A 23,574-nucleotide genomic window follows, 5' to 3' on the forward strand; every position below is an offset into this window, starting at 1 on the left:
GCGCGGTCACTGCCCTGTGGCATGACTGCTCTTGACTTCGGATGGCGAAGCGATCCACTATCCGGACCATGCCGCAGACAGGAGCCGTGGGCTCGCTCAAGCGTGGAGTCGTCGTACTGAAGGCTCTCGCGAGCGCCGGGCCCGGTGGTCTCGCGCTGACCCAGATCGCCGAGCGATGCGGCCTGCCCCACTCGTCCGCCCACCGGGTCCTGAGCCAGCTCCGCGAAGCTCATCTGGTGCACCAGGACGCACCCGACGGCATGTACTCCCTCGGACCGCTCGCCTTCGAGCTCGGCGTCGCCGCCGCCCAGCAGTTCGACATCCGCGGCCGGAGCCGCCCCGCCCTGATCACGCTGGCGACCGAATTGGGTGACACCGTCTTCCTCATGATGCGCAGCGGGTCGGAAGCGGTCTGTCTGGAAGTCGAAAGCGGCCCGGCGCCGATTCAGGTCGTCACCCTGCGCATCGGCAGCCGCCGTCCGCTCGGTGTGGGCGCCGCCGGTCTCGCCATCCTCGCGGCCATCGAGCAGCCGGAACGCGACGACGTGCTGCGCGACGTCGTGGAGCCGGTCGAGCAGGACTGGGGGATCACCGAGCAGACTCTCGACGACCTCATCGCCCGGACCCGACGCCAGGGCTTCGCCTACATCGAGAACCAGATCACGGCCGGTGTCGCCGGGGTGGGCGTGCCGATCCTCGACCTGTTCGGGCAACCGGTCGGCAGTGTCGGCGTCGCGGCACCGATCAGTCGCATGCCGACGGCCCGGGTACGGGAGGTGGCCGACGCCGTGGGACGCGCGGTCGGCCACATCCAGACGCGACTCTTCGCACACGGAGCACGAGTGACGCGAAGCAGGGGATGGTGACCTCGTCGGACCACGTCCCCCACGCGTGGAAAGCAGATCACCGGTGGCCTCACCGGTGAGGCGGCGGGCCACCAGGGACACCGGACGCTGCGGACTTCTGCTGCCGACGCCCCCGGAACGGCTCGGCGCCGCCCCTATGGGGCGACGCCGAGAACACCGACGACCTGGCTCGTGCGGTCAGAAGGAGGTCACGGCTACTTCGAGGGGGCGACCTCGATGTAGGTGGTGCCGGTGACCGGGCGGTGGTCGTAGGTGCCGGTGATGGCGGCGCCGCCTTCGTAGCGGGGCCCGGTGATCACCAGTTCCTGGTCGTCGGCGTAGGTCTTGACGTTCAGCTTGGCGTGCTCGCCCGGGATGGTGACCTTCCAGCGCGTGGGGTAGCTCTTGCCGGTGGTCGGGCTGGTCCAGAGGGTGGACTCGTCAGGTGTGAGGGTCGCCTCGGCGACGGTCTGCGTGCCGTCGGGCTTCAAGACAGTCGCCCAGGTGTTCTCCTTGCTGTCCTTCGTCTTCCAGAGGCTGATCTTGTCGTCGTTGGACAGGTTGAGGTTCATCCAGCCCCATGAGGCCTCGCCCTCGGCGACGTTGGGAAGGGGGCCCCACTGGCGGTCCAGCCAGGACTCCCCGCGGACCTTCTCGGTGTGGCCCTTGAGGGTCAGCGTGCCGGAGGTGTCCATGGTGGGGAGCGCGTACTCGTAGTTCGGGTACTTCGCGTCGCCGAACATGGGGAAGTAGCCGGTGCCCATGTTGTAGAGGACGTTGCCCTGGGGGCGGAAGGTGACGTCGATGGTTCCCTCGGGGACCTTGGCGCGCAGCTTCTGTTCCTTGGTGTCGCCGGTCCAGGTGATGTTGTCGGTGTGGATGTCCACGCCCTGCTTGTCGGACAGGCCCGCCCGGGGCGGGAGGGTGGCCTCCGACCTGGTGTACCAGCCGGTGTCCTCGTCGGTGATCGACACAGCTGAGGCGGCGCGGCCCTGCTTGGCGTCACCAGCGCTCAGATAGTGGGCCAGGAATCCGTACCGGTGACCTCCCGCGGTCACGTGCGCGGTCACATACCAGGACTCGTTGACCTGGTCGGGGTTGGCGGTGAGGCCGGCGGAGGGGTCGACGGCGACCGGCAGACCGGTCTGCCTCAGCCCCTGTCCGGAGGCGGTGCCGTGCGCCGCGGCCGGGCCGGCGGCGGTGCTCGCGGTGGCCGTTCCTCCCGAGGCGAGGGCGAACGAGGCGATCAGGGCGGAGGCGACGGCGGCCCCGCCGATGGTGGTCTTGCGCATGATGGCTCCTTGTACGGATGTCCTGCACGGTTTGCGCGAGATCTATGTACGAAACTGTTTCGTACTCTCGATGGATGCGGTTGTGGGTGGAAGGAAACCTGCAATGCCGATGAACGCCCACCCGATGGTGGGCGGCGCCTGTCCTCGGGGCGCCGCGCCGGCCACCCGAAGAAATATCCAACACCTGTAGGATTACCTGTTGTGGGGCCCGTGTCAAACCGGTGCCCCGGGCAGGGACCGCTGCATCAGCTCCGGGACAGGTGCTGGCCTGGGACGATGCTCGGATGCGCGGATCGGGGCGGCTACGCTGGGCCGACTGACGGGCACACGCCCGCACAGCCGACTGAGGAGGACACGTGGGAGGCAAGCCGACCACCACGCGACGCCCGGGCCGTCCCAGCGCGGATTCCGCCGCGGTGCCCGGGGAGCCAGACGTGCTGCTGCGGGGCCTGGAGGCGTTCGCGGAGCTGGGGTACGACCGGGCGTCGGCGCGGGAGTTCGCTCGCCGTCTCGGGGTCGGCCCCACCTTCATCAACGACCGCTACGGTTCCAAGGCGGCCTACTGGCGTGCGGTGGTGGACGCCGCACTCGGGGCTCAGCTCACCCGCATGGCGCCTGCTCCCCCCGGGAGCGACGACGAGGACGTGGTGCGGCAGTTCGTCAGGGAGTTCTACCGCACCACGATCGGCGAACCGCACCTCGCCATGTTGATGGCGGATGAATCCGCACGGGACACCGAGCGGCTGGACTACCTCTACCAGCGCTACATCGAGCCGACGCTGGCCCTCGTCGCGCCCAGTATCGAGAGGCTGATGGCATCCGGGCGCATGGCACAGATCCCGATGGACGTGGTGTTCTTCGCCATCATCACTCCGGTGTCAGGACTGGTGCAGGAGCCGCTCGCCCGGCGCATGAGCCGCGACGAGCACCTGACGCTGGCGGACCGTCTCGCCAAGGCGGAGGCCCTGGCCGGACTGGTGGTGGACGGCCTACTGGTCCCGGGTGACGCACAGCGCCCGTGACCGGCCAGGTCCGGGCTTACGACGGCTGCGGATGTTCGGCCGCGAGGGCCGCCCGACCCCGCTGGGCCAGGCGTTCATGGAGTACGGGCGGATCGCCAAGTCCGATGCTCCCGGCCGGCCAGTCAAAGACGTGATGCCACGCGGACCAGGTCGGCGACTGCGCGAAGTCGGCTGTGCGGCGGCCAAGCGATCACTGTCGTCACCGGCGGGGCGTCAGAGACCGGCACGGCGGCGAGGTCCCGGCGCAGGTCGGTGCCGGCTGACTCGGGGATGATCACGGTGGTGCGGCCGAGCGCGATGAGCTGGAAGAGCTGTGTCAGGTTCCGCACTTCTGCCCCTGGTCCCTCCGGATAGCTGCCGCCAGGACCGGGCCAGCGAGCCATCGGGAGTTCCGGCAAGGCGGTGACCTCGGCCACCCGGATCTCGCGGCGGCCGGCAAGTGGGTGAGAGGCGGGCAGGATCGCCACCTGTCCCTCGGTGTGCAGGGTCTCGGTGTCGAGTCCGACCGCCGAGTCGAATGGCAGATGCAGCAGAGCCACGTCGGCCTGCCCGTCCTGCAGCAGCTTCTGTTGCTCATGCGCCTCACAGAGCAACAGGTCGACGGTCGCTGCGCCGGGCTCCGCGCTGTAGGCATCGAGCAGTTTGGCCAACAACAAGTCGGCGGTGCCGGTTTTGACGGCAAGGACCAAGCGGGGACGCCTCCGCGCAGCGTCCTGGGTGCGCCGCTCAGCGGCAGCCACCGCGCTGAGGATCGCGCGCCCCTCGGACAACAGCACGGCCCCGGCCTCGGTGAGCGTGACCTTGCGGCTGGTGCGCTCCAGCAGCACGACCCCGAGCTGTCCTTCCAGCCGGGCGATCGCACGGGACAGGGGTGGCTGGGCCATCTCCAGACGCTCGGCGGCCTTGCCGAAGTGCAGTTCCTCGGCGACGGCGACGAAGTACCGCAGCTCGCGTATGTCCATGCCCGCACAGTAGCTTCGGTGGGCGGTCGATCGATGTCGCCAGGGTATTGCTGCATGACCGACGTGGTGTTGGTGCTCGGTCGAAGTCCGGCCATGCTCGCTGTCGTGAACGAGAAGACAATCGCGCTGGTCACCGGCGCGGACAAGGGAATCGGGTACGAGATCGCGGCCGGGCTGGGCGCACTGGGCTGGAGCGTCGGTGTCGGCGCTCGACACGAGCAGCGCAGGGCGGAGGCCGTGGCGAAACTTCGCGCGGCAGGTGTCGACGCGTTCGGCGTGCCCTTGGACGTGACCGACGACGAGAGCGTGACTGCCGCAGCGCAGCTGCTCGAGGAGCGAGCGGGACGCCTTGATGTGCTGGTCAACAACGCCGGCATCGCCGGCGGCTGGCCGGAGGAGCCGTCGACCATCGACCTGGACACTGTGCGACGGCTGATGGAGACCAACGTCATCGGCGTCATCCGGGTCACCAACACGATGCTGCCTCTGCTGCGCCGCTCGGCGCACCCGCGGATCGTCAACCAGTCCAGCCACGTCGGCTCTCTGGCCTTGCAGACCACGCCCGGTGTCGACCTCGGAGGGGTCAGCGGGGCTTATGCGCCGACGAAGACCTGCCTCAACGCCGTCACCATCCAGTACGCCAAGGAGCTGAGCGGCACCAACATTTTGATCAACAACGCCTGCCCCGGCTACGTGGCTACCGACCTCAATGGGTTCAGCGGTACTCAGACCCCTGAGCAGGGTGCGGCGATCGCCATCCGTTTGGCGGCGCTGCCCGACGACGGCCCCACGGGCCAACTGTTCGACGACAACGGCGTCGTGCCGTGGTGAGGAACCGTGCCGCCAGTCTGCCGCCGTCTGCCTGAGCAACTGCCTGCGCGGAAGCGGAGTACGGTCAGCTGCCCGACGGCTGGCCGTACAGCTGCCGAATCGTGCCCGCCCTCACTCGACCCGGACCCGAGCGGGGCGCGGCAGGCCAAGACGCCTGCCCGAGGTGTCGGCAACAACGCGGAACTGTCTCCCGGTTGACGAAGGCCGGTGGCGCGCAAGCCGTTCGTCAGGGTGTCGGTTCGGTGATTTCTTGAGTGCCGATGACCGCGAGAAGGTCGAGCAGGCCGGAACTGTCCGTACCGGCTGCGGGAGTGAACCACAGCAGGCGCTGCCCGCCGTCCTCGCTGAACAGATTGAGGCAGTTTTCCGATCCCATGGAAGAAACCCACTCAAAGGAGCAAATACCCATGCCTCTCGCCAACTTCAAGGTCCCCGCAGGCACCCTCACCGCCGAAGACAAGAAGAAGATCGTCGAGCGCACCACCGATCTGTACGCGGAGATCTACGGTGAGCGGGCTCGTCCCACCACCGTCGTGCTCGTCGACGAGGTCGTCGACGGCGGCTGGGGCGTTGCAGGCAACGTCCTGACCGCCGCCATGCTCAACGGCGACGCCTGACGCCGACCACCTGCGGGGGGCCTGGCGCAGCGCCGGGCCCCCGGGGCCGCTCAGCAGCCGGTGTCGGGGCCGAGTGCCTCGCGTGCCGCCGTCCGGGCCACCCGCATGAGGAGAAGGCGGAGTTGGCGGGTGTCGTCCTCGTCGAGGTCGGCGAGCAGGCGGGTCTCGGCGAGCGAGAGGCTGTGCTGGGCGCGTGCGAGCTGGGCGCGTCCCTCTTCGGTGATCAGGACTTGGCGTGCCCGTCGGTCGCGGGGGTCGGGCTTGCGCGTGATCAGCTGATGGGCCTCGAGATCGTCGAGCAGATAGGTCATGACGGTGCGGTCGAGGTTCACCTGCTGCGCGAGGGCGAGCTGCGACGGGGGCTCGCCGGAGGCCAGGGCGACCAGGACGAGGTAGCCGCGCGGTCCGCCCGGCAGGTCCTCCACGCAACTCCTGGCCATGCGGCCGAAGGTCGAGGAGACCAAACGAAGTGCCCACCCCAGTTCCGACTCGACTCCGGCTCCGTCGGCAGGGGAAGGGGATGCGCTCACCCGGCCAATTTACCGCACGTTCACAGCATTCCAGATAGTCTTGTCAGCAGAACATCTGTCGTGCATAGTTTCTGCCCATCAGCTCAACCTGCGCGGATCGGGAGTGAGAACGCGATGAGTGGCACTACCCCGCTGCAGGGCAGTACCGCCCTGGTGACCGGGGCCACCGCGGGCATCGGTCGTGCAGTGGCCCGGCGACTGGCGGAGGAGGGCGCGCAGGTCGTCCTGCACGGAAGGGACAGCACCCGCGGCGAGGACCTGGCCAAGAACATCGAGCAGGCGGGCGGATCCGCCCGGTTCGTCGCCGCGGACCTGGCCGACGCCGAGGACACCCTGCGGTTGGCCGCGGAGGCGGGCGACATCGACATCCTCGTGAACAACGCGGGTGTCTTCACCGCCTTCACACCGACCGCGCAGACCGACGCCGCCGCCTTCGACCACCACATCGCGGTCAACACCCGGGCCCCGTTCCTCCTGGTCGGCGCCCTTGCCCCGGCCATGGCCGACCGGGGGTACGGCTCGATCATCACGATCGGGTCGAGCTCCGTCAGGACTCCCGCGCCGATCGGCGCGGCCTACGGGGTCTCCAAGGCCGGCGTCGAGATCCTCACCCGGTACTGGGCCACCGAGTTCGGTGACAGCGGGGTACGCGTCAACACCGTCTCACCCGGTCCGGTGAGGACCGAAGGCCTCTCCGCCGCGCTCGGGGACCAGATCGCCGTACTCGACCAGGCCGGCGCCCGAGGGCGGGCGGGCGAGCCGAGCGAGATCGCCGAGATCGTCGCCTTCCTCGCCGACCCCGCGAGCAGCTACATCAACGGCGCGATCGTCTTCGCCGACGGCGGCGAGACCAGTCGGCTGCCGGTGTGAGGAAACCGTCGTGGAGAACTTCCTGATCGGCGCCACCGGGCTCGCCGGCGGTGCCGTCGCCCGCCGTCTCGCGGGCATGGGGCGCATGACGTCCCCGGCCCGGCCCGCACCGACACCGCGGCCATGGCTCACCAGGCCCAGGGCGTCACCCTGGTCAGAGGGGTCCGACGGCACGCCGGCAGGGCCACACCGTCGTCGTCCCACCAGGCGGCTCCGAACCGCACCACATGCGCGAAGCCGCCGAGGCGATGAAGACCTCCCGACCGCGGAACAGCCCCGGTGCCTCGCCGATCCGCCGACGAGCGCCACTCACTGACCTCGTCATCGCCCGTGCGCGATGACCGGCCCGGCTCCTGGCGTGAGCCTCACCATCCCCGCGCGGAGCAGGAGCGTCCCAGCCGGCGGCGAGCCGGTCTGTTCCGTCTTTCGGCACCCGCCGAACTGCCCCCCCCCCATGAACGTGGAGCCCGAATTGTCCACTCTCGCACGCTGGTGCTACCGGCACCGGCTCGTCGTCGTCCTGGTCTGGCTCGGCCTGCTGGTCGGGCTCGCCGCCGCCTCGCAGGGCGCCGGGAGCGCCTACAACAACAGCTTCTCGCTGCCGAACACCGAGTCCACCCGGGCCCTGAACCTGCTGAAGTCCTCCTTCCCGGCCCGGGCCGGTGACTCGGACACCGTGGTCTGGCATGTCGAGGCCGGGTCCGTCCGCGACAGCGCGACCAAGGCGCAGATGACCGGCACCCTGGACAAGATCGCCAAGCTGCCCGAGGTCAGCGACGTCACCAGCCCCTACGACCCACAGGGTGCGGCCCAGATCAGCAAGGACGGGCGCACCGCCTACGCCCAGGTGAACTTCGCCAAGGTCCAGCAGGACCTCGACAAGTCGGACATCCAGCGGGTGATCGACACCGCCGAGGCGGCCAGGACCGACGGTCTGGAGGTCGAACTGGGCGGCCAGGCGATCGAGAGCACCGAGCAGACACCGCCGGCCACCAGTGAACTCGTCGGCGTGGTGGCAGCCGCCGTGGTGCTTTTCCTCGCCTTCGGCTCGCTGTTCGCCATGCTGTTGCCGATCCTGACCGCGGTCGCCGGGGTCGGCACCGCCATCCTCGCCACCGGCCTGCTCAGTCATGCGACGACCATCGGTGAGATCGCCCCGACGCTGTCCGCCCTCATCGGCCTCGGTGTGGGCATCGACTACGCCCTGTTCATCGTCACCCGGCACCGCAAGGGCCTGCAGTCCGGGCTCGACGTCCAGGAGTCCCTGGTCAGGGCCGTGAACACCTCGGGACGTGCCGTACTGTTCGCCGGTGGCACCGTCTGCATCGCCCTGCTCGGCATGTTCGTTCTCCAGACCAAATTCCTCAACGGAGTCGCCATCGCCTCGGCGCTGACGGTGGCGCTGACCGTGCTCGCCTCGGTCACCCTGCTTCCGGCCATGCTGGGACTGCTCGGCACCCGGGTCCTCGGCCGGCGGGCACGGCGCCGGCTGGCCGAGGGCGAGCCACTGCCCGAGAACGTCACCTCCGGCCCCTGGGTCCGCTGGGCCGCGCTGGTGCAGCGGCGCCCGCGCGTGCTGTCCCTGGTCGCCCTGGTGGTCATGGTCGCCCTCACCATTCCGGTGTTCTCCCTGCGCCTGGGGTCGTCCGACGCGGGCAACAACCCGGCGTCCACCACCACGCGCAAGGCCTACGACCTGCTGGCCGACGGATTCGGCCCGGGCTTCAACGGGCCGCTGCAACTGGTCGCCGAGGCCCCCTCGGCCGCGGACAAGGCCGCCCTGACGAAACTGTCGGCCCAGCTGGAGAACGTGGAAGGGGTCGCGAGCGTCGCCGCGCCGCCCATCCGGCAGGGCTCCACGGTGGGCATCGTCCAGGTCATCCCCACCACCTCCCCCCAGGCCAAGCAGACCTCCGACCTGATCGATCACCTGCGTGACAAGGTGATCCCCGCGGCCGAGAAGGGCACCACCCTCAAGGTCTACGTCGGCGGAACGACCGCGATATTCAACGACTTCGCGACCGTGCTCACCGGCAAACTGCCGCTGTTCATCGCGGTGATCGTGGTCCTCGGCGGGCTGCTGCTCCTGCTCGCCTTCCGCAGTCTGCTGATCCCGGCCACCGCGGCGGTGATGAACCTGCTCGCCGCCGGCGCCTCGTTCGGCGTCCTGGTCGCCGTGTTCCAGTGGGGCTGGGGCTCGGACTCCCTGGGGCTCGGCAAGGCAGGGCCGGTGGAGGCCTTCCTCCCCGTGATGATGATCTCCATCCTGTTCGGCCTGTCCATGGACTACCAGGTGTTCCTGGTCAGCCGGATGCACGAGGAATGGGTGCACACCCAGGACAACGCCCGAGCGGTGCGCGTCGGCCAGGTGGAGACCGCGCGGGTCATCACCGCTGCCGCGGCCATCATGGTCTGCGTCTTCATCGCCTTCGTCTTCGGCGGCCAGCGCACCATCGCCGAGTTCGGCATCGGACTGGCCGCCGCGGTCGCCTTGGACGCGTTCATCCTGCGCACCATCCTGGTCCCGGCGTCCATGCATCTGTTCGGCAAGGCCAACTGGTGGATCCCGGCCTGGCTCGACCGCAGGATGCCCCACCTCTCCGTCGACCCGCCCGACGAGCCCCTCGAGGCCCCGTCGGCGGGCAGCCCGGCCCCGGAACCCGAGCCGTCCACCCGCCCCTGAAGGCCGTTCCGCACCGCGAGGCGGACAAGGCACTCGGGTTCATCAACCTGTAGGTGACTTCCATGACCAATCTGCTCGTTCTCGGCGGCACCGGCCGCACCGGAATCCATGTACTCACTCAGGCCGCCGCACGCGGCCACCGCGTCCGCGCGCTCGTGCGCAACCCCGCCACCGTCCAGGCCCCGGCCGGCGTCCAGCTGATCCAGGGCACGCCCTCGAACATCGACGACATCCGCAAGGCCGTCCAGGGCAGCGAGGCGGTGATCAGCGCACTCAACAACTCCCGCGCCTCCGACAACCCCTGGGCCAAGCCCGTCAGTCCGCCCATGTTCATGACGGACGCCATCCGCAACACCCTGACCGTGATGGGCGAGCAGAACATCCGCCGGATCGTCCTCACCTCCACGCAGAACACCGGAGACGGCCGGGCTTCGATGAACCCGGTCTTCAAGGCCCTCGTCAAGCTCTCCAACCTCAAGGTCACCTTCGACGACCACGACGGCGTGGACGAGGTGGTGCGCGCCTCCGACACCGACTGGACCCTCGTCCGGGCGGTCCTGCTCGGGGACAAGCCCGTCGTCACCCCGGTGCGGGCCGCCGAGGCCGGAACCGAGAAACCGGGCACGCGGATCAACCGCGGCGACCTCGCCGGCTTCCTGCTGGACACCGTCGAGCAGGGCACGTGGATCCACAAGGCGCCGCTCGTCTGGAACGCGGGGGCCTGACCACCCTGCGCCCGTCATCTCCACGGTGAGCGGAGGACAAAAATGTCCTCCGCTCACCGTCATGGGTGTGGGTACGTGATCCGGAGCCGACTGCCACATCACCACCATTCGCCGGCACAGCCTGCTGGCCGGGAACGTGCCCTGCATCGAGTGCCATCGAAGCCGAAGCGGCCGGAGAAGGCCGGGAGGTTCTGGTCGCGATGGAGAAAGCCGCCGGTCACCGGGCCCAACCGCGTCGCCTCACGTTCGCGCAAGGGTTCGCACGACAGCAGGCACATTCTGAGATGTCAAAACCTGCATAGCAAGAGAACAACCGGACTAGTTGACATCCCGGAAACCCAGGTTGATATTTCAAGGAACTCACGACGTTTCAATGACGACGCGTTCGGAGGACCCCTTGAGCTCGTCCACTCCCGTCCCCGCCGCTGCGGGCTCCATCCGCAGTGCCGGCTGGACTCCGCGGCTTGTCCTGTCCCTGATCTCCCTGGTCTGCCTCGTCGAGTCGGCGGCGTTCGCCAACATAGCCACCAACACCGCGCTTCCGCAGATCATCGGCCACTTCAACACCACCCAGGGTGGCTGGCTGGTCACGGTCTCCTCGCTGGCCGGAGCCGCTTCCTCCCCACTGTTCGGCAAGCTGGCCGACCTGCACGGCAAGCGCCGGATGATCCTGATTTCGCTGGTCGTGGCCGGCCTCGGCGAGATCCTCGCGGCTGCCGCTCCCGCGTACTGGGTGATGATCGTCGGCCATGTTCTGCTCGGGGCGCTCACCGCCCTGCTGTTCCTGTGCTACTCGCTGATCCGGGACGTCTATCCGAAGCAGCTCGTTCCCTTCGCGGCGAGCGTGTCGGTGACGGGCATGGGGCTGCTGCTGGTCGGTGCTCCGTTCCTGATCGGCGCGCTGATCGACAACTTCGGATTCCGTTCGATATACGTCTTCAACCTCGCATGGCTGGTCGTGATGGGCGCGGTCCTGGTGCTGACCACCCCGGAGACGAGCGTGCGCCGCCCCGCGCGCATGGATGTGCTCGGTGTGCTGCTGCTGGCCGGCGGCGTCACATTGATCCTTCTGCCGGTGAGCAAGGGCGCGGACTGGGGATGGGGCTCGGCCCGGGTTATCGGCCTTCTGATCGGCGGCGCGGTCGTGCTCGCGGTCTATGCGCTCGTCTCGCTGCGGACCCAGGAACCGGTGCTGAACCTGAGGGTTCTGTCCCGCCGGACCGTCCTGTTCGGCGTGCTGGGCGGGGGAATGGGCAACAGCCTCGCGCTGGTGCTGACGACGCTGCTGGCGTTGCTGGCCATGACGCCGCGGAAGTTGGGCGGAACCTACGGCCTGGGCTTCTCGGCGACCCACTACGCCCTGGTGACCATGCCGTTCACCCTCGCCAGCGTGGTGGCCGGCGTCGCCGTCGGCGTGCTCGTCCGGCGGGTCGGCCCCCGGCTGCTGATGTATCTGGGCCTGGGTCTGATCACCGTCGGCTATCTGGTGCTGATGTCCGCGCACGACACGCTCGGGAAGATGCTCGTCGCGTGTGTGATCGCGGGTCTCGGGTGCGGTTCGGCGATTGCCTCCAGCCCGAACCTGGTGATCGCGGGCACGTCGGCGTCGGAGCAGGGGGCGATGTCGTCGGCCGGCGGTCTCAGCTCGGGCCTCATCGGCGCCGTCATGACCACCACGGTGTTCGCCATCATGACGCCCACCGCGAAGTCCCCGGCGCCCGGTGTGCTCATCTACGGCGACTCCGGTATCTCGACCGCCTTGCTGGCCGTCGCCGGTGTCGCCTTCGTGACCCTGCTCATCGGTGTGCTCTTCCTTCGCCCCCGCGACGGAGGCGTGGCCGAGAAGCAGGCGATGGCACCCGTCGAGGAAACCGCGCTGGCCGTGTAAGGCAACCGGCTCGGCTGTGGCGGTCATCTGACCGCCACAGCCGAGCCGGTTGCGACACGGTCCGTCGGCCGTCTCAGGACGCGGGCGTGCCTCAGGACGCGGGCGTGCAAGTCGCCGATGCAGTCGCGGTTATGCGCGGCGGCGCCACCGTGGCGGCGTTCGACGAACTCGACCACCTCCGTGCCGATCGAGCGACCGGCCCATCGAGGTGTCGGACTCGGTGAGGATGCGCGCCAGGACGCGGGTGATGTCGTTCTGCAGTCGGTCGTGGATCCTGGTCAGGTAGTCGTTGTCGGCCACCGCGGCAGGGCAGGCGAAGCGACCCGACCGGCGGCGAGGCGCCCATGCGACGGGGAGAGGCGACCGCCGCGGAGCGCCGCGGAGAACGCGACGATGATCTGCCGGCGCTGCTCGACGGTGGCGTCCAGGCGGGGCTCATCGCGCCGCTGGACCAGCTGAGGGACAGGGCGCGAGCGATGTGTCAGGCATGGTTGGTTGTCCCGCCGACCGTGCCCCCCGGTGGGGGCATCGAGGCGAGGGGGTTGCCCTCCAGTACTTCCTTCGCGACCTGGTCGGGTTCGATGACCTGCGCGCGCAGGAAGTCGACGACGAGTCGGGCGCTGCTCTGCGTGTAGCGCGGTGTCGTGTCGAACTCGTGGTCCTGGCGGGCGATCAGGTGGAGCTCGCTGATCACCTCGGCTGCGGTGAGGGCGTCGAAGAGGCGCAGGCTCGTGGCGGATGGGAGGAACCGGTCGGAGGTGCCGTGGAACAGCACGGTCGGTGGGTAATGCCCGTCGATGTGGCTGATCGGGCTGGCCGCCGCGGCGTCGTCGGCCGTGGCGTCGGGCCCGAGTATCTGTTGGGCCGGCAGCTCATCTTGACCGGGCGTCAGCGACAGCGCGGCGGGAGCGTAGTACGCGATCACGGCCGCGGGGACCGGCACCGGGGACGCGTCGCCGGGCACGTCGGGTTCGTCGCGGCCTGCGGTTCCGGCCAGGAGCAGCGCGAGCAGGGCGCCCGCGCTGTGCCCCTGCAAAACGATCTGCCCGGCGTCGATGCCGAGTTCGTCGGCGTGCTCGTGTGTCCACCGCAGAGCCGCCCGGGCGTCGTCGAGCTGCGCGGGCCATGCCGCGGAGTCCAGCAGCCGGTAGCCGGCGGCGATCGCCGTGATTCCGTGCGAGGCGAGTGCCTGGCACCGGGTGTGGACGGCTGCACGGTCGCCGAGCCGGAAGGCGCCACCGTGCAGTACCAGGACGGCGGTGTGCAGATCGGCGGCCGGGTCGGGGGCGAAGACGTCCAGCCGTTGGCGCGGGTCGCCGCCGGGAACGTAGTCGAAGGTGGAGAAGTCGCTCATCGCCGGGTCAGCCGATCCCTGCCGCGCGCAGCAGGGGAATGACCTCGCGACCGAACACCTCGTGGGTTCGGCGCAGTTCGGCCGGGGCGTAGTTGAAGGTGGCCATGAAGTTGCCGGCGCCGAGGGCCCGGCACTGGCGGATGATCTCGTCGGCCACCTGCGCCGGTGTGCCGAGGATGAGCTCGTCGGGGTCCAGCTTCATCTGCGGTGCGTCGGGGATCTTCAGACTCTCGAAAGACACCCGGAAGAACTCGTCGTGGCCGTCCTTGGCCGTCCGTGTGGCCCGCTCGAGGTCCGCCTCGTCCTCGACGAGCACGACCTCGCGGCGGATGCCGACCTGGTCGGGGCCGGTGGGCATGCCCGCGGAGCGGGCAGCGTCCTGGTAGGCCTCGTAGACCGGCACCAGTTTGTCGACGTTGGCGAAGCCGCCGCACATCTTCAGCCCCCGCTCCCCGGCGCGGCGGGCTGAGGCCTCGCTGGTGGCGGCGGTCCAGACGGGTGGTGAGGGCCGCAGGAAGTGGGGTGTGATGCGTATGTCCTCGAAGGAGAAGTGCTTGCCCTGGTGTGTGACGGCGGGCTTGGTGACGGCGGCCAGCAGCACGTCGAGTGTCTCGGCGTGCACTTCGGCGGCGTGTTCGCGGGAGATGCCGACGACGGCGAGCTCGGGCGGGATGCCGCTGACCACTCCCATCTCCAGCCGTCCTTCGGTGAGGTGGTCGAGCATGGCGAACTCCTCGGCGACCCGCCACGGGGTGGCGTAGACCGACACGGAGCCGAGTACGCCCAGGCGCAGGGTGGTGGTGCGGGCGGCGAGGTGGGCGATCACCAGGTTCGGCGACGGGCTGTAGCCCGGGCCGAAGTGGTGTTCGCTGAAGAAGACGCCCTCGAAGCCGAGTGCCTCGTCGTCGACCCACAGATCGAGGTAGCGGCGGAACTGCTCGTGCACGGTGGCGGGGTCGTCGCGTCCGGCCGGGTCGTGCACGGACTGGAAGAACTCGAAGAGCCAAGGCTTGATCATCGCGGTTTCCTCATCAATCGACAGGGATGTACGGAGTCCGTCGGCTGCCACCCCGGGCCGCCCGCACCACGGTCACGGCCGGGTGAGCTCGGTCTCGACTTCGATCAGGGTGGGTTTGCCGCTGCCGAGGGCCGTTTTGAACGCCGCGGCGAAGTCCTCGGGTGTGCTCACCGATGTGGCGTCCATGCCGTAGCCACGTGCGAGCAGGGTGAAATCGATGTCGGGGACGTCCATCCCGGCCACCTCGCCGGTGTCCATGATCTCGGCGTGCCAGCGCAGCGCCCCGTAGGTCCCGTTCTTGAGGATGACCGTGATGACGGGGATGTCGTGCTGGGCGGCCGTCCAGAGCGCGGTGATGCCGAAGTTCGCTGAACCGTCACCGATGAGCGCGACGACCTGCCGTTCTGGCCGGGCCAGTTGGGCGCCGATCGCGGCGGGGAGGCCGAATCCGAGACCGCCCGACGCCGGCCACAGGTAACTGCCGGGGTGCTGCATGTCCATGTGCGCCCAGAAGGCGCCTATCGTGGAGGTCGTTTCCGACACCCAGATGGTGTCGGCGGGCGCGAGCGCACGCAGGTCGGCGAACAGCCGCTCCGGGTGGACCCGGTCCTTCGACGCCGCCGGGACGGGGAAGTCGGGCAGGGGAGGAAGCGGGGGACGCCGGCCGGGGGTGACGGCGTCGGCCAGCCGGGTGACGGTGTCGTGAATCGCGCCGACGAAGGCCTCTCCCATCGGAGCGCGAGTCGCCTCGCCCGTATCGCTGGTGACCTGCAGGAGCCGGGCGCCGGGCGCCAGGTAGGGTCCCGGATCGAACTGGTGGTAGCGGAACACCGGGGCGCCGATCACCAGAATCAGGTCGTGCCCGGCCAGCGCCTGTGTCACGCCCCGCACCGACGCCGGGAGCAGGCCGCGGAAGCTGGGGTGCCGGGTCGGGAAGGAACAGCGCGGCGAGAACGGGGACAGCCACACCGGGACGTTGAGGGCCTCCGCCAGCCGCACCGCCTCGCCGTACGCGCCCGAGGCGTCGACATCGGGCCCCAGCACCAGCGCCGGGCTGGCCGCCTCGTCGAGCGCGGTGACCAGTTCGGCGAGCTGGTCACCGCTCAGGCAGGCCCCGGCGGCGGTCCGCCGCCGCAGCAGGTGTGCCGTCTCCTCGGGCGCCTGCTGGGCCCAGTCGTCATACGGCACCGACACGAACACCGGGCCCCGGGCCGGCAGGGTCGCGGTGTGGATCGCCTGGCTGATCACCCGCGGCACGTCCTCGGCGCAGGCCGGCTGGCCGCTCCACTTCACCAGCGGCCGAAGCAGCGTCTCCGGCTCGACGATGGACAGCACCACCTCCTGGCCGATGGTGCTGCGGACCTGCTGGCCCGCCAGCACCACGAGCGGGGTGTGCGAGTACACCGAGTTCGTCAGCACGCCCATCGCGTTGCCGGTTCCGGCCGCGGCGTGCAGGTTCACCACGGCGGGCCCACCGGATGCCTGCGCGTAGCCGTCCGCCATGGCCAGCACCGCGCCCTCGTGCAGGCCCAGAATGTAGCGGAAGTCGTCCGGCATGCCCGCGAGGAACGGCAGTTCGTTCGAACCCGGATTGCCGAAGACGGTTGTCAGGCCGTGCGTCCGCAGCAGCTCGTACGTCACATCACGGACAGTGGTCATAGGAGGCACATCCTTGGCAGTCGAGCCGGTCAGGCGAGCAGGTCGGCGATGCTCTTGAGGGCGGTGGCGGCGATGCGGTCGTCGGTTTCGCCGTCGGCGCCGCCGACGCCGATGCCGCCGATCACTTCTGAGTCGTCGACGGTGATCGGCAGTCCTCCGGGGGCGGGCAGGAGGTTGGCGTCGATGGTGTGCTGGGGTACGGCGGCCATCTGGGGGCTGGCGGCGAACTGGGCGAAGACGGTGGTGGTGAAGCCGGTGACGGCGGAGGTGTAGGCCTTGCGGCGGGCGGTTTCGATGGCGATGGGTCCGGCGCCGTCGTCGGCGAGCAGGATGCGGGTGATGCCACCGCGGTCGACGACGGCGACCGCGAGGTGCAGTCCTTCGGCGCGGCCGGCGGTGAGGACGGCGTCGGCGGCGGCGCGGGCGGCTTCGTAGGTCAGCGGGGCCCTCATGCCGCACCGCCGACGAACGGGTGGGCGTGCCTCGGGGGCGGGAGCACTCGTGAGGAGGGGGCAGTCATGTGTTTCCTTGAGGATGAGGGCGGTCCGGGAGGACCGGCGGGTGGTGGGCGGCGGTGAACCGGGGTGCGCGCAGGGGCTCGGCGGTGGGGGCGGGTCACGCTGTGAGCAGGGCCGTTTCGGCGTCCTCGAGGGTGGTTGGGGGTTTCGTGGTCACGGTGTTTGTCGCCTTCACCGGGTGTGGGCTCAGAGGTCGAGTTCGATGTGGGGGCTTAGGGCGCGGGAGGTGCAGGGGGTGAACAGCCCGCCGGCGTGTTCGTCGTCGGTGAGGACGTCGTCGCGGTGGTCGGGCTCTCCGGCCAGGACGCGGACCACGCATTCGCCGCAGATGCCCAGCTGGCAGGACGAGGGGGCGTCGACGCCGTTGCGGAGCAGGACGTCGAGGATGCTTTCGTCCGGGGGGACGTCGTATTCGGCGCCGGTGGAGGCCAGCCGGACGGTGAAGCCGTTGCCGGGGTCGCTGTCGGCGGCGGTTGTGGTCGGTGTGAAGCGTTCCTTGTGCAGGGCGGCGGCCGGCCAGCCCAGCTCGCGGGCGCCGTCGAGGACGTGGTCGATGAAGGGGCCCGGGCCGCAGACGTAGACGGCCGTGTCCGCGGCCGGGTGGCCGAGGTCACGGTGCAGGTCGAGTCTCTGCTCGTCGGGTTGGTCGTCGAGGTGCAGGACGATGTGTGGGTGGCCGGAGAGCCATTCGGTCAGCGCGACGTCCGTGGCGGAGCGTGCGCAGTAGTGGAGGGTGTAGTCGCCGTTGGCGTCGTCGAGTTCCTGGGCCATCGCGGCGAGTGGGGTGATGCCGATGCCGCCGGCGAACAGCAGGTGCCTGCGTGCCGGCGCGAGCGGGAAGTTGTTGCGTGGGGCGGAGATCTGTACGTGGTCGCCGACCTGGAGTCGGTGCATCGCCGACGAGCCGCCCCGGGAGTGTTCCTCGCGCAGGACGGCGAGGCGGTAGCGCTTGCGGTTGCCGGGTTCGCCGCACAGGGAGTACTGGCGGACCAGCTCGGCGTCGGGGCCGTTGCGCTCCAGCAGTACGTCGATGTGGGCTCCGGCTTCGTGCGGGGGGAACGGGGTGCCGTCGGCCGGTTCCAGGTCGAGGACGACCACACGGGGGGTCGTCATGGTCCGGCCGGCGACGACCGCGTCGGTCCAAGAAGCCGTCATCGATCAACCCACTCGTGCGTCGGCGACGGACGGGGCAACGGCTGTGGACCGGGCGGTGAGACCGGGGCTGACCGTGAACACGCCTGACTTCACCTGGCGCAGCTGGGCCTGGCCGTGTTCGACGTTGATGGGGTCGCGGCCGGCTTCGACGTCGTCGACCATCTTCCTCAGCATGCGGCGCAGCGCCACCACGCTCTTGTCCGAGGTGGCCAGGGTCTCTTCGGAGTGCTGCGTGATGGGGCCCTGGGAGCTTTGGGCTTCGAAGTCGCCGGGGAAGCGCTGCTTCTCCTCCTCGGTCAGTTCGAAGAACAGCTTGCCGTTCTGCTTGATGCCCAGGACGATCCGCATCAGCCGGTCCGGGCTCTGGGCCCGGACCACCATGAAAGCCCGGTAGGAGGTGTCGTCGGACGGCACGATCCAGATCAGGCAGTCGTGGCGGCGGTCGGGGACGACCTCGACGAAGTCGGGCAGGGCGATGATGTTGGGCAGCTGTACTTCGAAGCACCAGTCCATGTCGGCGGTGGTGCCGTCCGGTTGGTCGCGCTGCCAGCGCTGGCGGTACATCAGTCCGTGGTCGGTCGTGATGTTGTACCGGATCTTGTCGGAGACCGTGTACGGGTCGAAGTAGGAGGGGGGGAAGCCGATGGTGCCGGTCCCTTCGAACTGCGGGCCGCTGTGGGTGTAGTGCAGCCACATGGCGTGGACCGGGTCCATCGCGTTCTCGAAGGCCTGCAGCCAGTTGAAGTCCCCGACAAGCCCGGTGACGTTCTGGCCTGGGACGGGCACCTCGGAGAACAGCGACTCGCCGTCCGCCAGGTTCTCGAGGCATTCGTAGCGGGGCAGTGGGGGCTTGCGGTCGGGCGGGCCCATGTAGACGAAGACGAGGCCGTAGCGCTCCTCGACCGGGTACCAGGGCTGGCGGGCGACGTCACGGCGCAGGCCGCGGCCGGGCTCGCAGGCCTGCTCCAGGCAGTGGCCCTGCACGTCGAACTTCCAGCCGTGGTAGCAGCAGCGGATGCCGTCCTCTTCGACGCGGCCGTAGAAGAGGCTGCTGCCGCGGTGCGCGCAGCGCTCGAAGACCACGCCGGGACGGCCACTGCCGTCGCGGAAGACGACCAGGTTCTCGCCCAGGATCCGCGTGCGGTGCGGCAGGTCGCTGGTCAGCGCACTCGACGAGGCGACCGGATGCCAGTACCGGCGCAGCGCCTCGCCCATCGGGGTCTCCGGCCCCACCTCGGTCAGGCGGGCATCATGCGATGAGGCGGGACGGCCGTAACCGGTCCCGGTGTCCTGGCCGGAAGACGTGACAGTCATCGTTCTCTCCTTTGAGCTCGAAAACTCTGGTCGCGTCGGGTGGGCGCCGCAGGGCGAACTCGTTCGGACGTCAGCCAAGGCTCCGGGCGTGCGGCTGCCTCATCGGGAACTGTGGAACATCAATCTTGCCGATCTGACACATCAAAGATAGCGTCAGTGCACGAAAACTTGTCAATGGTTACTCAGTCCGCAGGTCGAGATCGTCGGCCGACGGGGGTGTGGCGAGGCTCTGCCTGCCTAGGTCACATCAACTAGCATGACCTGAAATATCAGATCCTGGCGACGGTCGTGGATCCCGAGCCGCGCGCCGCTGGGTGGACGCAATGGCGGTCGTGATCGCGGAGAAGGCCGCGATCGCGGGATGAGGAGGGTTCCGTGGGTGACGATTACGAACCGACGCACGGCGACGTCCGAAAGGACGCCGACCGTTTCCGTGAGCTTCTTACGGCGATGCCGAGCGGCATTGCCGTCATAACCGCCGTCGACGACGGTGAACCGGTCGGGCTCACCGTCGCCACCTTCCTCATGGTGTCGGCGGATCCGCCGCTGGTCGGGTTTCTGCCCGGGGTGTCGTCGACGAGCATCGGCCGGATACGCCGGTCCGGTTCCTTCTGCGCGAACGTGCTCACTGCGGACCAGGAGCACATTTCCAACGCCTTCGCCGTGCCTGCGGCCGACAAGTTCGCGGGCCTGTCGTGGCGTCCTGCGCCGGCGACAGGCTCTCCGGTGCTCGAGGGGGTGGGGGCATGGATCGACTGCCGGATCACGGCCGTCCACGAGCACGGCGACCACTTCATCGTCGTCGGGGAAGCGGCTGACTTCGAAGGGGTTTCGGGGGAGCAGCCGCTGGTCTTCCACCGCGGCCGGTATGTGGGTCTGGAGACCGAGAAGAAGACACTCGCATGAGTCCGTTGCCCAGGGATGTGACGGCTGATTCCGAAAGGGCTGCCCATGAAGCTGCTCACCTATCGCGTCGGTGAAAAGGAGTCGTTCGGCGTCCTGTCGGCCGACGGGGTCGTCGACGGCGCCGAAACACTCGCCGGGGATGCGACATCGATCCGCGAGTTGCTGGAGCGCGACCTGGTGGGGACGCTGGAGCGGCTCAGCGCGCGCCGCGCGGCCACGTACTCACTGGCTGAGATCGAGTTCCTGCCGCCGGTCCCCGACCCCGCGAAGATCTTGTGTGTGGGGGTCAACTACGCAGACCACCGGGAGGAGACCGGGCACGTCGAGAAACCGGAGCACCCGACCGTCTTCAGCCGGTTCGCCGACACCCAGGTCGGCCACGGACAACCCGTCGTGCATCCGCCGAACTCGAAGCAGCTGGACTATGAGGGCGAGGTCGCGGTCGTCATCGGACGTCACGTGTCGAGGATCGAGACGGACGCCGACGCGCGGGCGGCGATCGCGGGACTGTCCTGCTACAACGACCTGAGCCTGCGGGACTGGCAGTTGCACAACAGCCAGTGGCTCCCGGGCAAGAACTTCACCGGTGTTGGTTCGTTCGGTCCCTGGTTGGTCACCATGGACGAATTCGACGACCTCGGGTCGGTACGGCTCACCACGCGAGTCAACGGTGAGAAACGGCAGGACGCCACGCTCGATGACCTGGTCTTCGATTTCACGGCCATTCTGCGCTACGTCACCGGGTTCACCCGGCTGGCCCCCGGCGATGTCATCGCCACGGGAACGCCGGGCGGGATCGGGCTGGCCGCGAATCCGCCGCGTCTTCTCGCTCCCGGTGACGTGACCGAGATCGAGGTGTCGGGCGTCGGTGTGCTCCGGAACACCATCGTGGCGGCACCCGAGGGGCCGAAGTGAACAGCCGTGATCGTCACCAGCGGTCCGCGCGGTCTCGGGCCCGAACAGTGGAAAGTCGATGAGCAGTCCGCTTCAGGGGCATCCGCGTCAATTCAGATAGTCGCTGTCGCCGCCGTGGCGAGCAGCCCGTGTTGTCGAGGGAGACAAGAATGTCAGGGACCGAGCCCAAGCCCGCCACCCCGACCTGTGACCTGTTCATCGACGGGCGCCGGGTCGCGGCAGAGGCGGAGCGGTACATCGACACGACCGAGGCGCTGACAGGCAAGCCGATCGCTCGGGTCGCGGCCGCCTCCGCCGCCGACGCCCGCCGCGCGGTCGACGCCGCGGCCGCGGCACTTCCGGCATGGTCGGGACTGCCACCGGCCCGCCGCCGGGAGGTGCTGGAGCGTGCGGCGGCGCTGCTGGAGGCGCGAGCCGACGACATTTCCGCGGTCATGGGCACGGAGATGGGGGCGACCCGGCCGTGGTGCATGTTCAACGCCCACGTCGCCAAGGGCATGCTCGCCGAGGCCGCGGCGCAGGCGTACTCCGCGGTCGGTGAGGTGATCCCTTCCGACGTGCCGGGGCTGACCGCCCTGGGGATCCGGCAGCCGGCCGGCGTCGTCGTGGGAATCGCACCGTGGAACGCGCCGCTGATTCTTGGCGTGCGGGCGATCGCGATGCCGCTGGTCTACGGCAACACCGTGGTGCTCAAGGCGTCCGAGCAGACGCCCCTCACCCAGACCGCGATCGTCGAGGTGCTGCACGAGGCGGGTGTGCCGGCCGGTGCGGTCAATCTGATCACCAACGCCCCCGAGGACGCCGCCGAGGTCGTCGAGGCCCTGGTTGCTCATCCCAGCACGGCTCGGGTGAACTTCACCGGGTCGACGAGGGTCGGCCGGATCATCGGCGAACTGGCCGGGCGGCACCTCAAGCGTGTCGTGCTGGAACTGGGCGGGAAGGCACCTCTGCTCGTACTGCCCGACGCCGACCTGGAGGCCGCCGCGGCCGCGACCAGTTTCGGCGCGTTCATGAACCAGGGCCAGATCTGCATGTCGACCGAGCGGGTGATCGTCGACAGTTCGGTGGCCGACGAGTTCAGTCGGCGGCTGGCCGATCGCGCCGCCAAACTCGTCGTCGGACCGCCCGATGACCCCTCCTCCCAGATCGGTCCCCTCGTGAACGCACAGGGCCGCGACCACCTCCTCGCGTTGGTCGAGGACGCCCGCGCGCGCGGCGCGCAGGTACTGACCGGCGGCGATGCGGACGGGCTCTACGTCCAACCGACCGTTCTTCGTGGCGTGACACCGCAGATGCGGATCTATACCGAGGAGTCGTTCGGGCCCGTCGCATCGATCATCGAGGCCGATGGCATCGACGATGCCGTGGCCAAGGCCAACGACAGCGAGTACGGGCTCTCCGCCGCGGTGTTCGGCCGGGACGGCGGAGTCGCGCTGGACGTGGCGCGCCGCATCCGGTCGGGGATCTGCCACATCAACGGTGCCACGGTCCACGACGAGCCGCAGATGCCGTTCGGAGGCGTCGGCGCCAGTGGCTTCGGCCGCTTCGGCTCCAAGGCGGCGCTGGAGGAGTTCACCGAACTCCGCTGGGTCACGATCCAGTCGGGGGAGCGGCACTACCCGATCTGATCGGCGTACGCGCATCGCATACGCCGGAAACAGCAGGCGGCCATTCCCCCCATGGGCGGTGTCCCCGACGACCGACCAGAAACGGAGATCTCGGTGAACGCGGATCAAGCGAAGATCAGACAGCTCGTGGAGAACTGGGCGCTGTGGCGGGACGCCGGCGACTGGGAACGGTTCGCCACCGTCTGGCACATGGACGGGTGGATGAGCGCCACATGGTTGCAGGCCCCCGCCGCGGAGTTCATAGCCGCCAGCAAGGAGGGCTTCGACAACGGGGTCAGCATCCTGCACTTCCTCGGCGGCCACACCTCGGACGTGGCGGGGGAACGGGCGATCGCCCAGACGAAGATGACGATCAGTCAGCGCGCGGAAGTGGACGGCGTGCTGGTGGATGTGGTGTGCACCGGCCGGTTCTACGACTTCCTCTCGCGGGACGACGGCGAGTGGACGATCGTCCGCAGACAGCCCATCTACGAGAAGGACCGCCTCGATGTCGTCGACCCCGGCGCCTCTCTCAAGCTCGCCCCCGAGCTGCTGGCCCGGTTCCCGGTCGGCTACCGCTACCTCGGATATGTGCAGACGAAGGCCGGGTTCACGGTGAAGCCCGGCTTGCCGGGCCTGGTCGGCGAGGCGGTCGACCGCCTCTACGCGGAGGGCGCCGCCTGGCTGGCGGGCTCCGAGCGGCCCGGGGTGCCCCAGTGAGCTCGGCCCGCCCCACGGCCGGGGGCACATCCGGAAGGGACTCCCCGTATCCCGGGTTCGACGTAATTCGAGCGCCTTGGAGGCTCTTGCGGGCTGAAGGTGCAGGTCATCGGGCTGCGGGCGGTGCGAACGGCTGGAATTGC

At 69.3% G+C, this 23,574-nt stretch carries 21 protein-coding genes and 2 pseudogenes; 13 read left to right on the forward strand and 10 right to left on the reverse strand.

What is annotated here, in order from left to right; genetic code table 11:
* Window positions 1-68: 68 nt before the first annotated feature.
* Window positions 69-866, forward strand: a complete 798-nt coding sequence (locus ACWCQ1_RS39880) for an IclR family transcriptional regulator (RefSeq protein WP_451028590.1) — start codon at window positions 69-71, stop codon at window positions 864-866.
* 194 nt (window positions 867-1,060) lie between these two features.
* Here the strand turns inward: ACWCQ1_RS39880 and ACWCQ1_RS39885 are convergent, their stop codons facing one another.
* Window positions 1,061-2,137, reverse strand: coding sequence for a lipocalin-like domain-containing protein (locus ACWCQ1_RS39885; protein WP_451028591.1), 1,077 nt, complete (start codon window positions 2,135-2,137; stop codon window positions 1,061-1,063).
* Window positions 2,138-2,493: 356 nt separating this feature from the next.
* Here ACWCQ1_RS39885 and ACWCQ1_RS39890 point away from each other — a divergent pair, with 356 nt between their 5' ends.
* Window positions 2,494-3,159: a TetR/AcrR family transcriptional regulator gene (locus ACWCQ1_RS39890; protein WP_390700813.1), complete on the forward strand. Its 666-nt coding sequence runs from the start codon at window positions 2,494-2,496 to the stop codon at window positions 3,157-3,159.
* Window positions 3,156-3,319, forward strand: a pseudogene (locus ACWCQ1_RS39895) (Tn3 family transposase); the annotation flags it as partial. The gene ACWCQ1_RS39890 and the pseudogene ACWCQ1_RS39895, both read left to right, overlap by 4 nt.
* Here the strand turns inward: ACWCQ1_RS39895 and ACWCQ1_RS39900 are convergent.
* Window positions 3,282-4,121, reverse strand: coding sequence for a LysR family transcriptional regulator (locus tag ACWCQ1_RS39900; protein WP_451028592.1), 840 nt, complete (start codon window positions 4,119-4,121; stop codon window positions 3,282-3,284). The pseudogene ACWCQ1_RS39895 and the gene ACWCQ1_RS39900 sit on opposite strands and share 38 nt — an antisense overlap.
* Before the next feature lie 93 nt (window positions 4,122-4,214).
* Here ACWCQ1_RS39900 and ACWCQ1_RS39905 point away from each other — a divergent pair, with 93 nt between their 5' ends.
* A complete protein-coding gene (locus ACWCQ1_RS39905) occupies window positions 4,215-4,952 on the forward strand; it encodes an SDR family NAD(P)-dependent oxidoreductase (RefSeq protein WP_390700835.1) in 738 nt (245 codons plus the stop codon).
* Between the two features lie 226 nt (window positions 4,953-5,178).
* Here the strand turns inward: ACWCQ1_RS39905 and ACWCQ1_RS39910 are convergent.
* Window positions 5,179-5,316: pseudogene (locus ACWCQ1_RS39910) on the reverse strand (transcriptional regulator); the annotation flags it as partial.
* A 43-nt stretch (window positions 5,317-5,359) separates the two neighbouring features.
* Here ACWCQ1_RS39910 and ACWCQ1_RS39915 point away from each other — a divergent pair.
* Window positions 5,360-5,569, forward strand: coding sequence for a tautomerase family protein (locus tag ACWCQ1_RS39915; RefSeq protein WP_390700811.1), 210 nt, complete (start codon window positions 5,360-5,362; stop codon window positions 5,567-5,569).
* 50 nt (window positions 5,570-5,619) lie between these two features.
* Here the strand turns inward: ACWCQ1_RS39915 and ACWCQ1_RS39920 are convergent, their stop codons facing one another.
* Window positions 5,620-6,009: a MarR family winged helix-turn-helix transcriptional regulator gene (locus tag ACWCQ1_RS39920; protein ID WP_451028593.1), complete on the reverse strand. Its 390-nt coding sequence runs from the start codon at window positions 6,007-6,009 to the stop codon at window positions 5,620-5,622.
* Between the two features lie 204 nt (window positions 6,010-6,213).
* On the opposite strand from ACWCQ1_RS39920, the gene ACWCQ1_RS39925 reads away from it, so the two are divergent.
* The 4 genes from ACWCQ1_RS39925 to ACWCQ1_RS39940 all read left to right on the forward strand — a co-directional run bounded on the left by ACWCQ1_RS39925 (window position 6,214) and on the right by ACWCQ1_RS39940 (window position 12,265).
* Window positions 6,214-6,969, forward strand: a complete 756-nt coding sequence (locus ACWCQ1_RS39925; RefSeq protein WP_390700809.1) for an SDR family NAD(P)-dependent oxidoreductase — start codon at window positions 6,214-6,216, stop codon at window positions 6,967-6,969.
* A 472-nt stretch (window positions 6,970-7,441) separates the two neighbouring features.
* Window positions 7,442-9,652, forward strand: a complete 2,211-nt coding sequence (locus ACWCQ1_RS39930) for an MMPL family transporter (protein WP_390700808.1) — start codon at window positions 7,442-7,444, stop codon at window positions 9,650-9,652.
* A gap of 62 nt (window positions 9,653-9,714) precedes the next feature.
* A complete protein-coding gene (locus ACWCQ1_RS39935) occupies window positions 9,715-10,377 on the forward strand; it encodes an NAD(P)-dependent oxidoreductase (protein WP_451028594.1) in 663 nt (220 codons plus the stop codon).
* A 397-nt stretch (window positions 10,378-10,774) separates the two neighbouring features.
* On the forward strand, window positions 10,775-12,265 hold the full coding sequence (locus ACWCQ1_RS39940; protein WP_451028595.1) for an MFS transporter: 1,491 nt from the start codon (window positions 10,775-10,777) through the stop codon (window positions 12,263-12,265).
* Between the two features lie 481 nt (window positions 12,266-12,746).
* Here the strand turns inward: ACWCQ1_RS39940 and ACWCQ1_RS39945 are convergent, their stop codons facing one another.
* From ACWCQ1_RS39945 to ACWCQ1_RS39970, 6 genes are all read right to left on the reverse strand, one after another.
* Window positions 12,747-13,619: an alpha/beta hydrolase gene (locus ACWCQ1_RS39945; protein WP_451028596.1), complete on the reverse strand. Its 873-nt coding sequence runs from the start codon at window positions 13,617-13,619 to the stop codon at window positions 12,747-12,749.
* Between the two features lie 7 nt (window positions 13,620-13,626).
* Window positions 13,627-14,637 (reverse strand): LLM class flavin-dependent oxidoreductase, encoded by a 1,011-nt coding sequence (locus ACWCQ1_RS39950; protein WP_390700667.1) that lies wholly within the window; start codon window positions 14,635-14,637, stop codon window positions 13,627-13,629.
* A gap of 72 nt (window positions 14,638-14,709) precedes the next feature.
* Window positions 14,710-16,296, reverse strand: coding sequence for a benzoylformate decarboxylase (gene mdlC, locus ACWCQ1_RS39955; RefSeq protein WP_390700668.1), 1,587 nt, complete (start codon window positions 16,294-16,296; stop codon window positions 14,710-14,712).
* 29 nt (window positions 16,297-16,325) lie between these two features.
* On the reverse strand, window positions 16,326-16,748 hold the full coding sequence (locus ACWCQ1_RS39960; RefSeq protein ID WP_390700669.1) for a GlcG/HbpS family heme-binding protein: 423 nt from the start codon (window positions 16,746-16,748) through the stop codon (window positions 16,326-16,328).
* A gap of 252 nt (window positions 16,749-17,000) precedes the next feature.
* Window positions 17,001-17,969, reverse strand: a complete 969-nt coding sequence (locus tag ACWCQ1_RS39965) for a PDR/VanB family oxidoreductase (protein WP_451028597.1) — start codon at window positions 17,967-17,969, stop codon at window positions 17,001-17,003.
* A gap of 3 nt (window positions 17,970-17,972) precedes the next feature.
* Complete coding sequence (locus ACWCQ1_RS39970) at window positions 17,973-19,283, reverse strand: Rieske 2Fe-2S domain-containing protein (RefSeq protein ID WP_451028598.1); 1,311 nt, start codon at window positions 19,281-19,283, stop codon at window positions 17,973-17,975.
* 375 nt (window positions 19,284-19,658) lie between these two features.
* Between ACWCQ1_RS39970 and ACWCQ1_RS39975 the strand changes: the two genes are divergently transcribed.
* From ACWCQ1_RS39975 to ACWCQ1_RS39990, 4 genes are all read left to right on the forward strand, one after another.
* Window positions 19,659-20,189: a flavin reductase family protein gene (locus ACWCQ1_RS39975; RefSeq protein WP_390700672.1), complete on the forward strand. Its 531-nt coding sequence runs from the start codon at window positions 19,659-19,661 to the stop codon at window positions 20,187-20,189.
* A gap of 45 nt (window positions 20,190-20,234) precedes the next feature.
* Window positions 20,235-21,104 carry a fumarylacetoacetate hydrolase family protein gene (locus ACWCQ1_RS39980; protein ID WP_390700673.1) on the forward strand — a complete coding sequence of 290 codons (870 nt, stop codon included), beginning with the start codon at window positions 20,235-20,237 and terminating at the stop codon, window positions 21,102-21,104.
* A gap of 149 nt (window positions 21,105-21,253) precedes the next feature.
* Entirely contained in the window at window positions 21,254-22,732 is a 1,479-nt protein-coding gene (locus ACWCQ1_RS39985; protein ID WP_451028599.1) for an aldehyde dehydrogenase, read from the forward strand.
* A gap of 93 nt (window positions 22,733-22,825) precedes the next feature.
* On the forward strand, window positions 22,826-23,431 hold the full coding sequence (locus ACWCQ1_RS39990) for a nuclear transport factor 2 family protein (protein ID WP_451028600.1): 606 nt from the start codon (window positions 22,826-22,828) through the stop codon (window positions 23,429-23,431).
* Window positions 23,432-23,574 lie beyond the last annotated feature (143 nt).

The organism is Streptomyces sp. NPDC002144, from assembly GCF_053593695.1.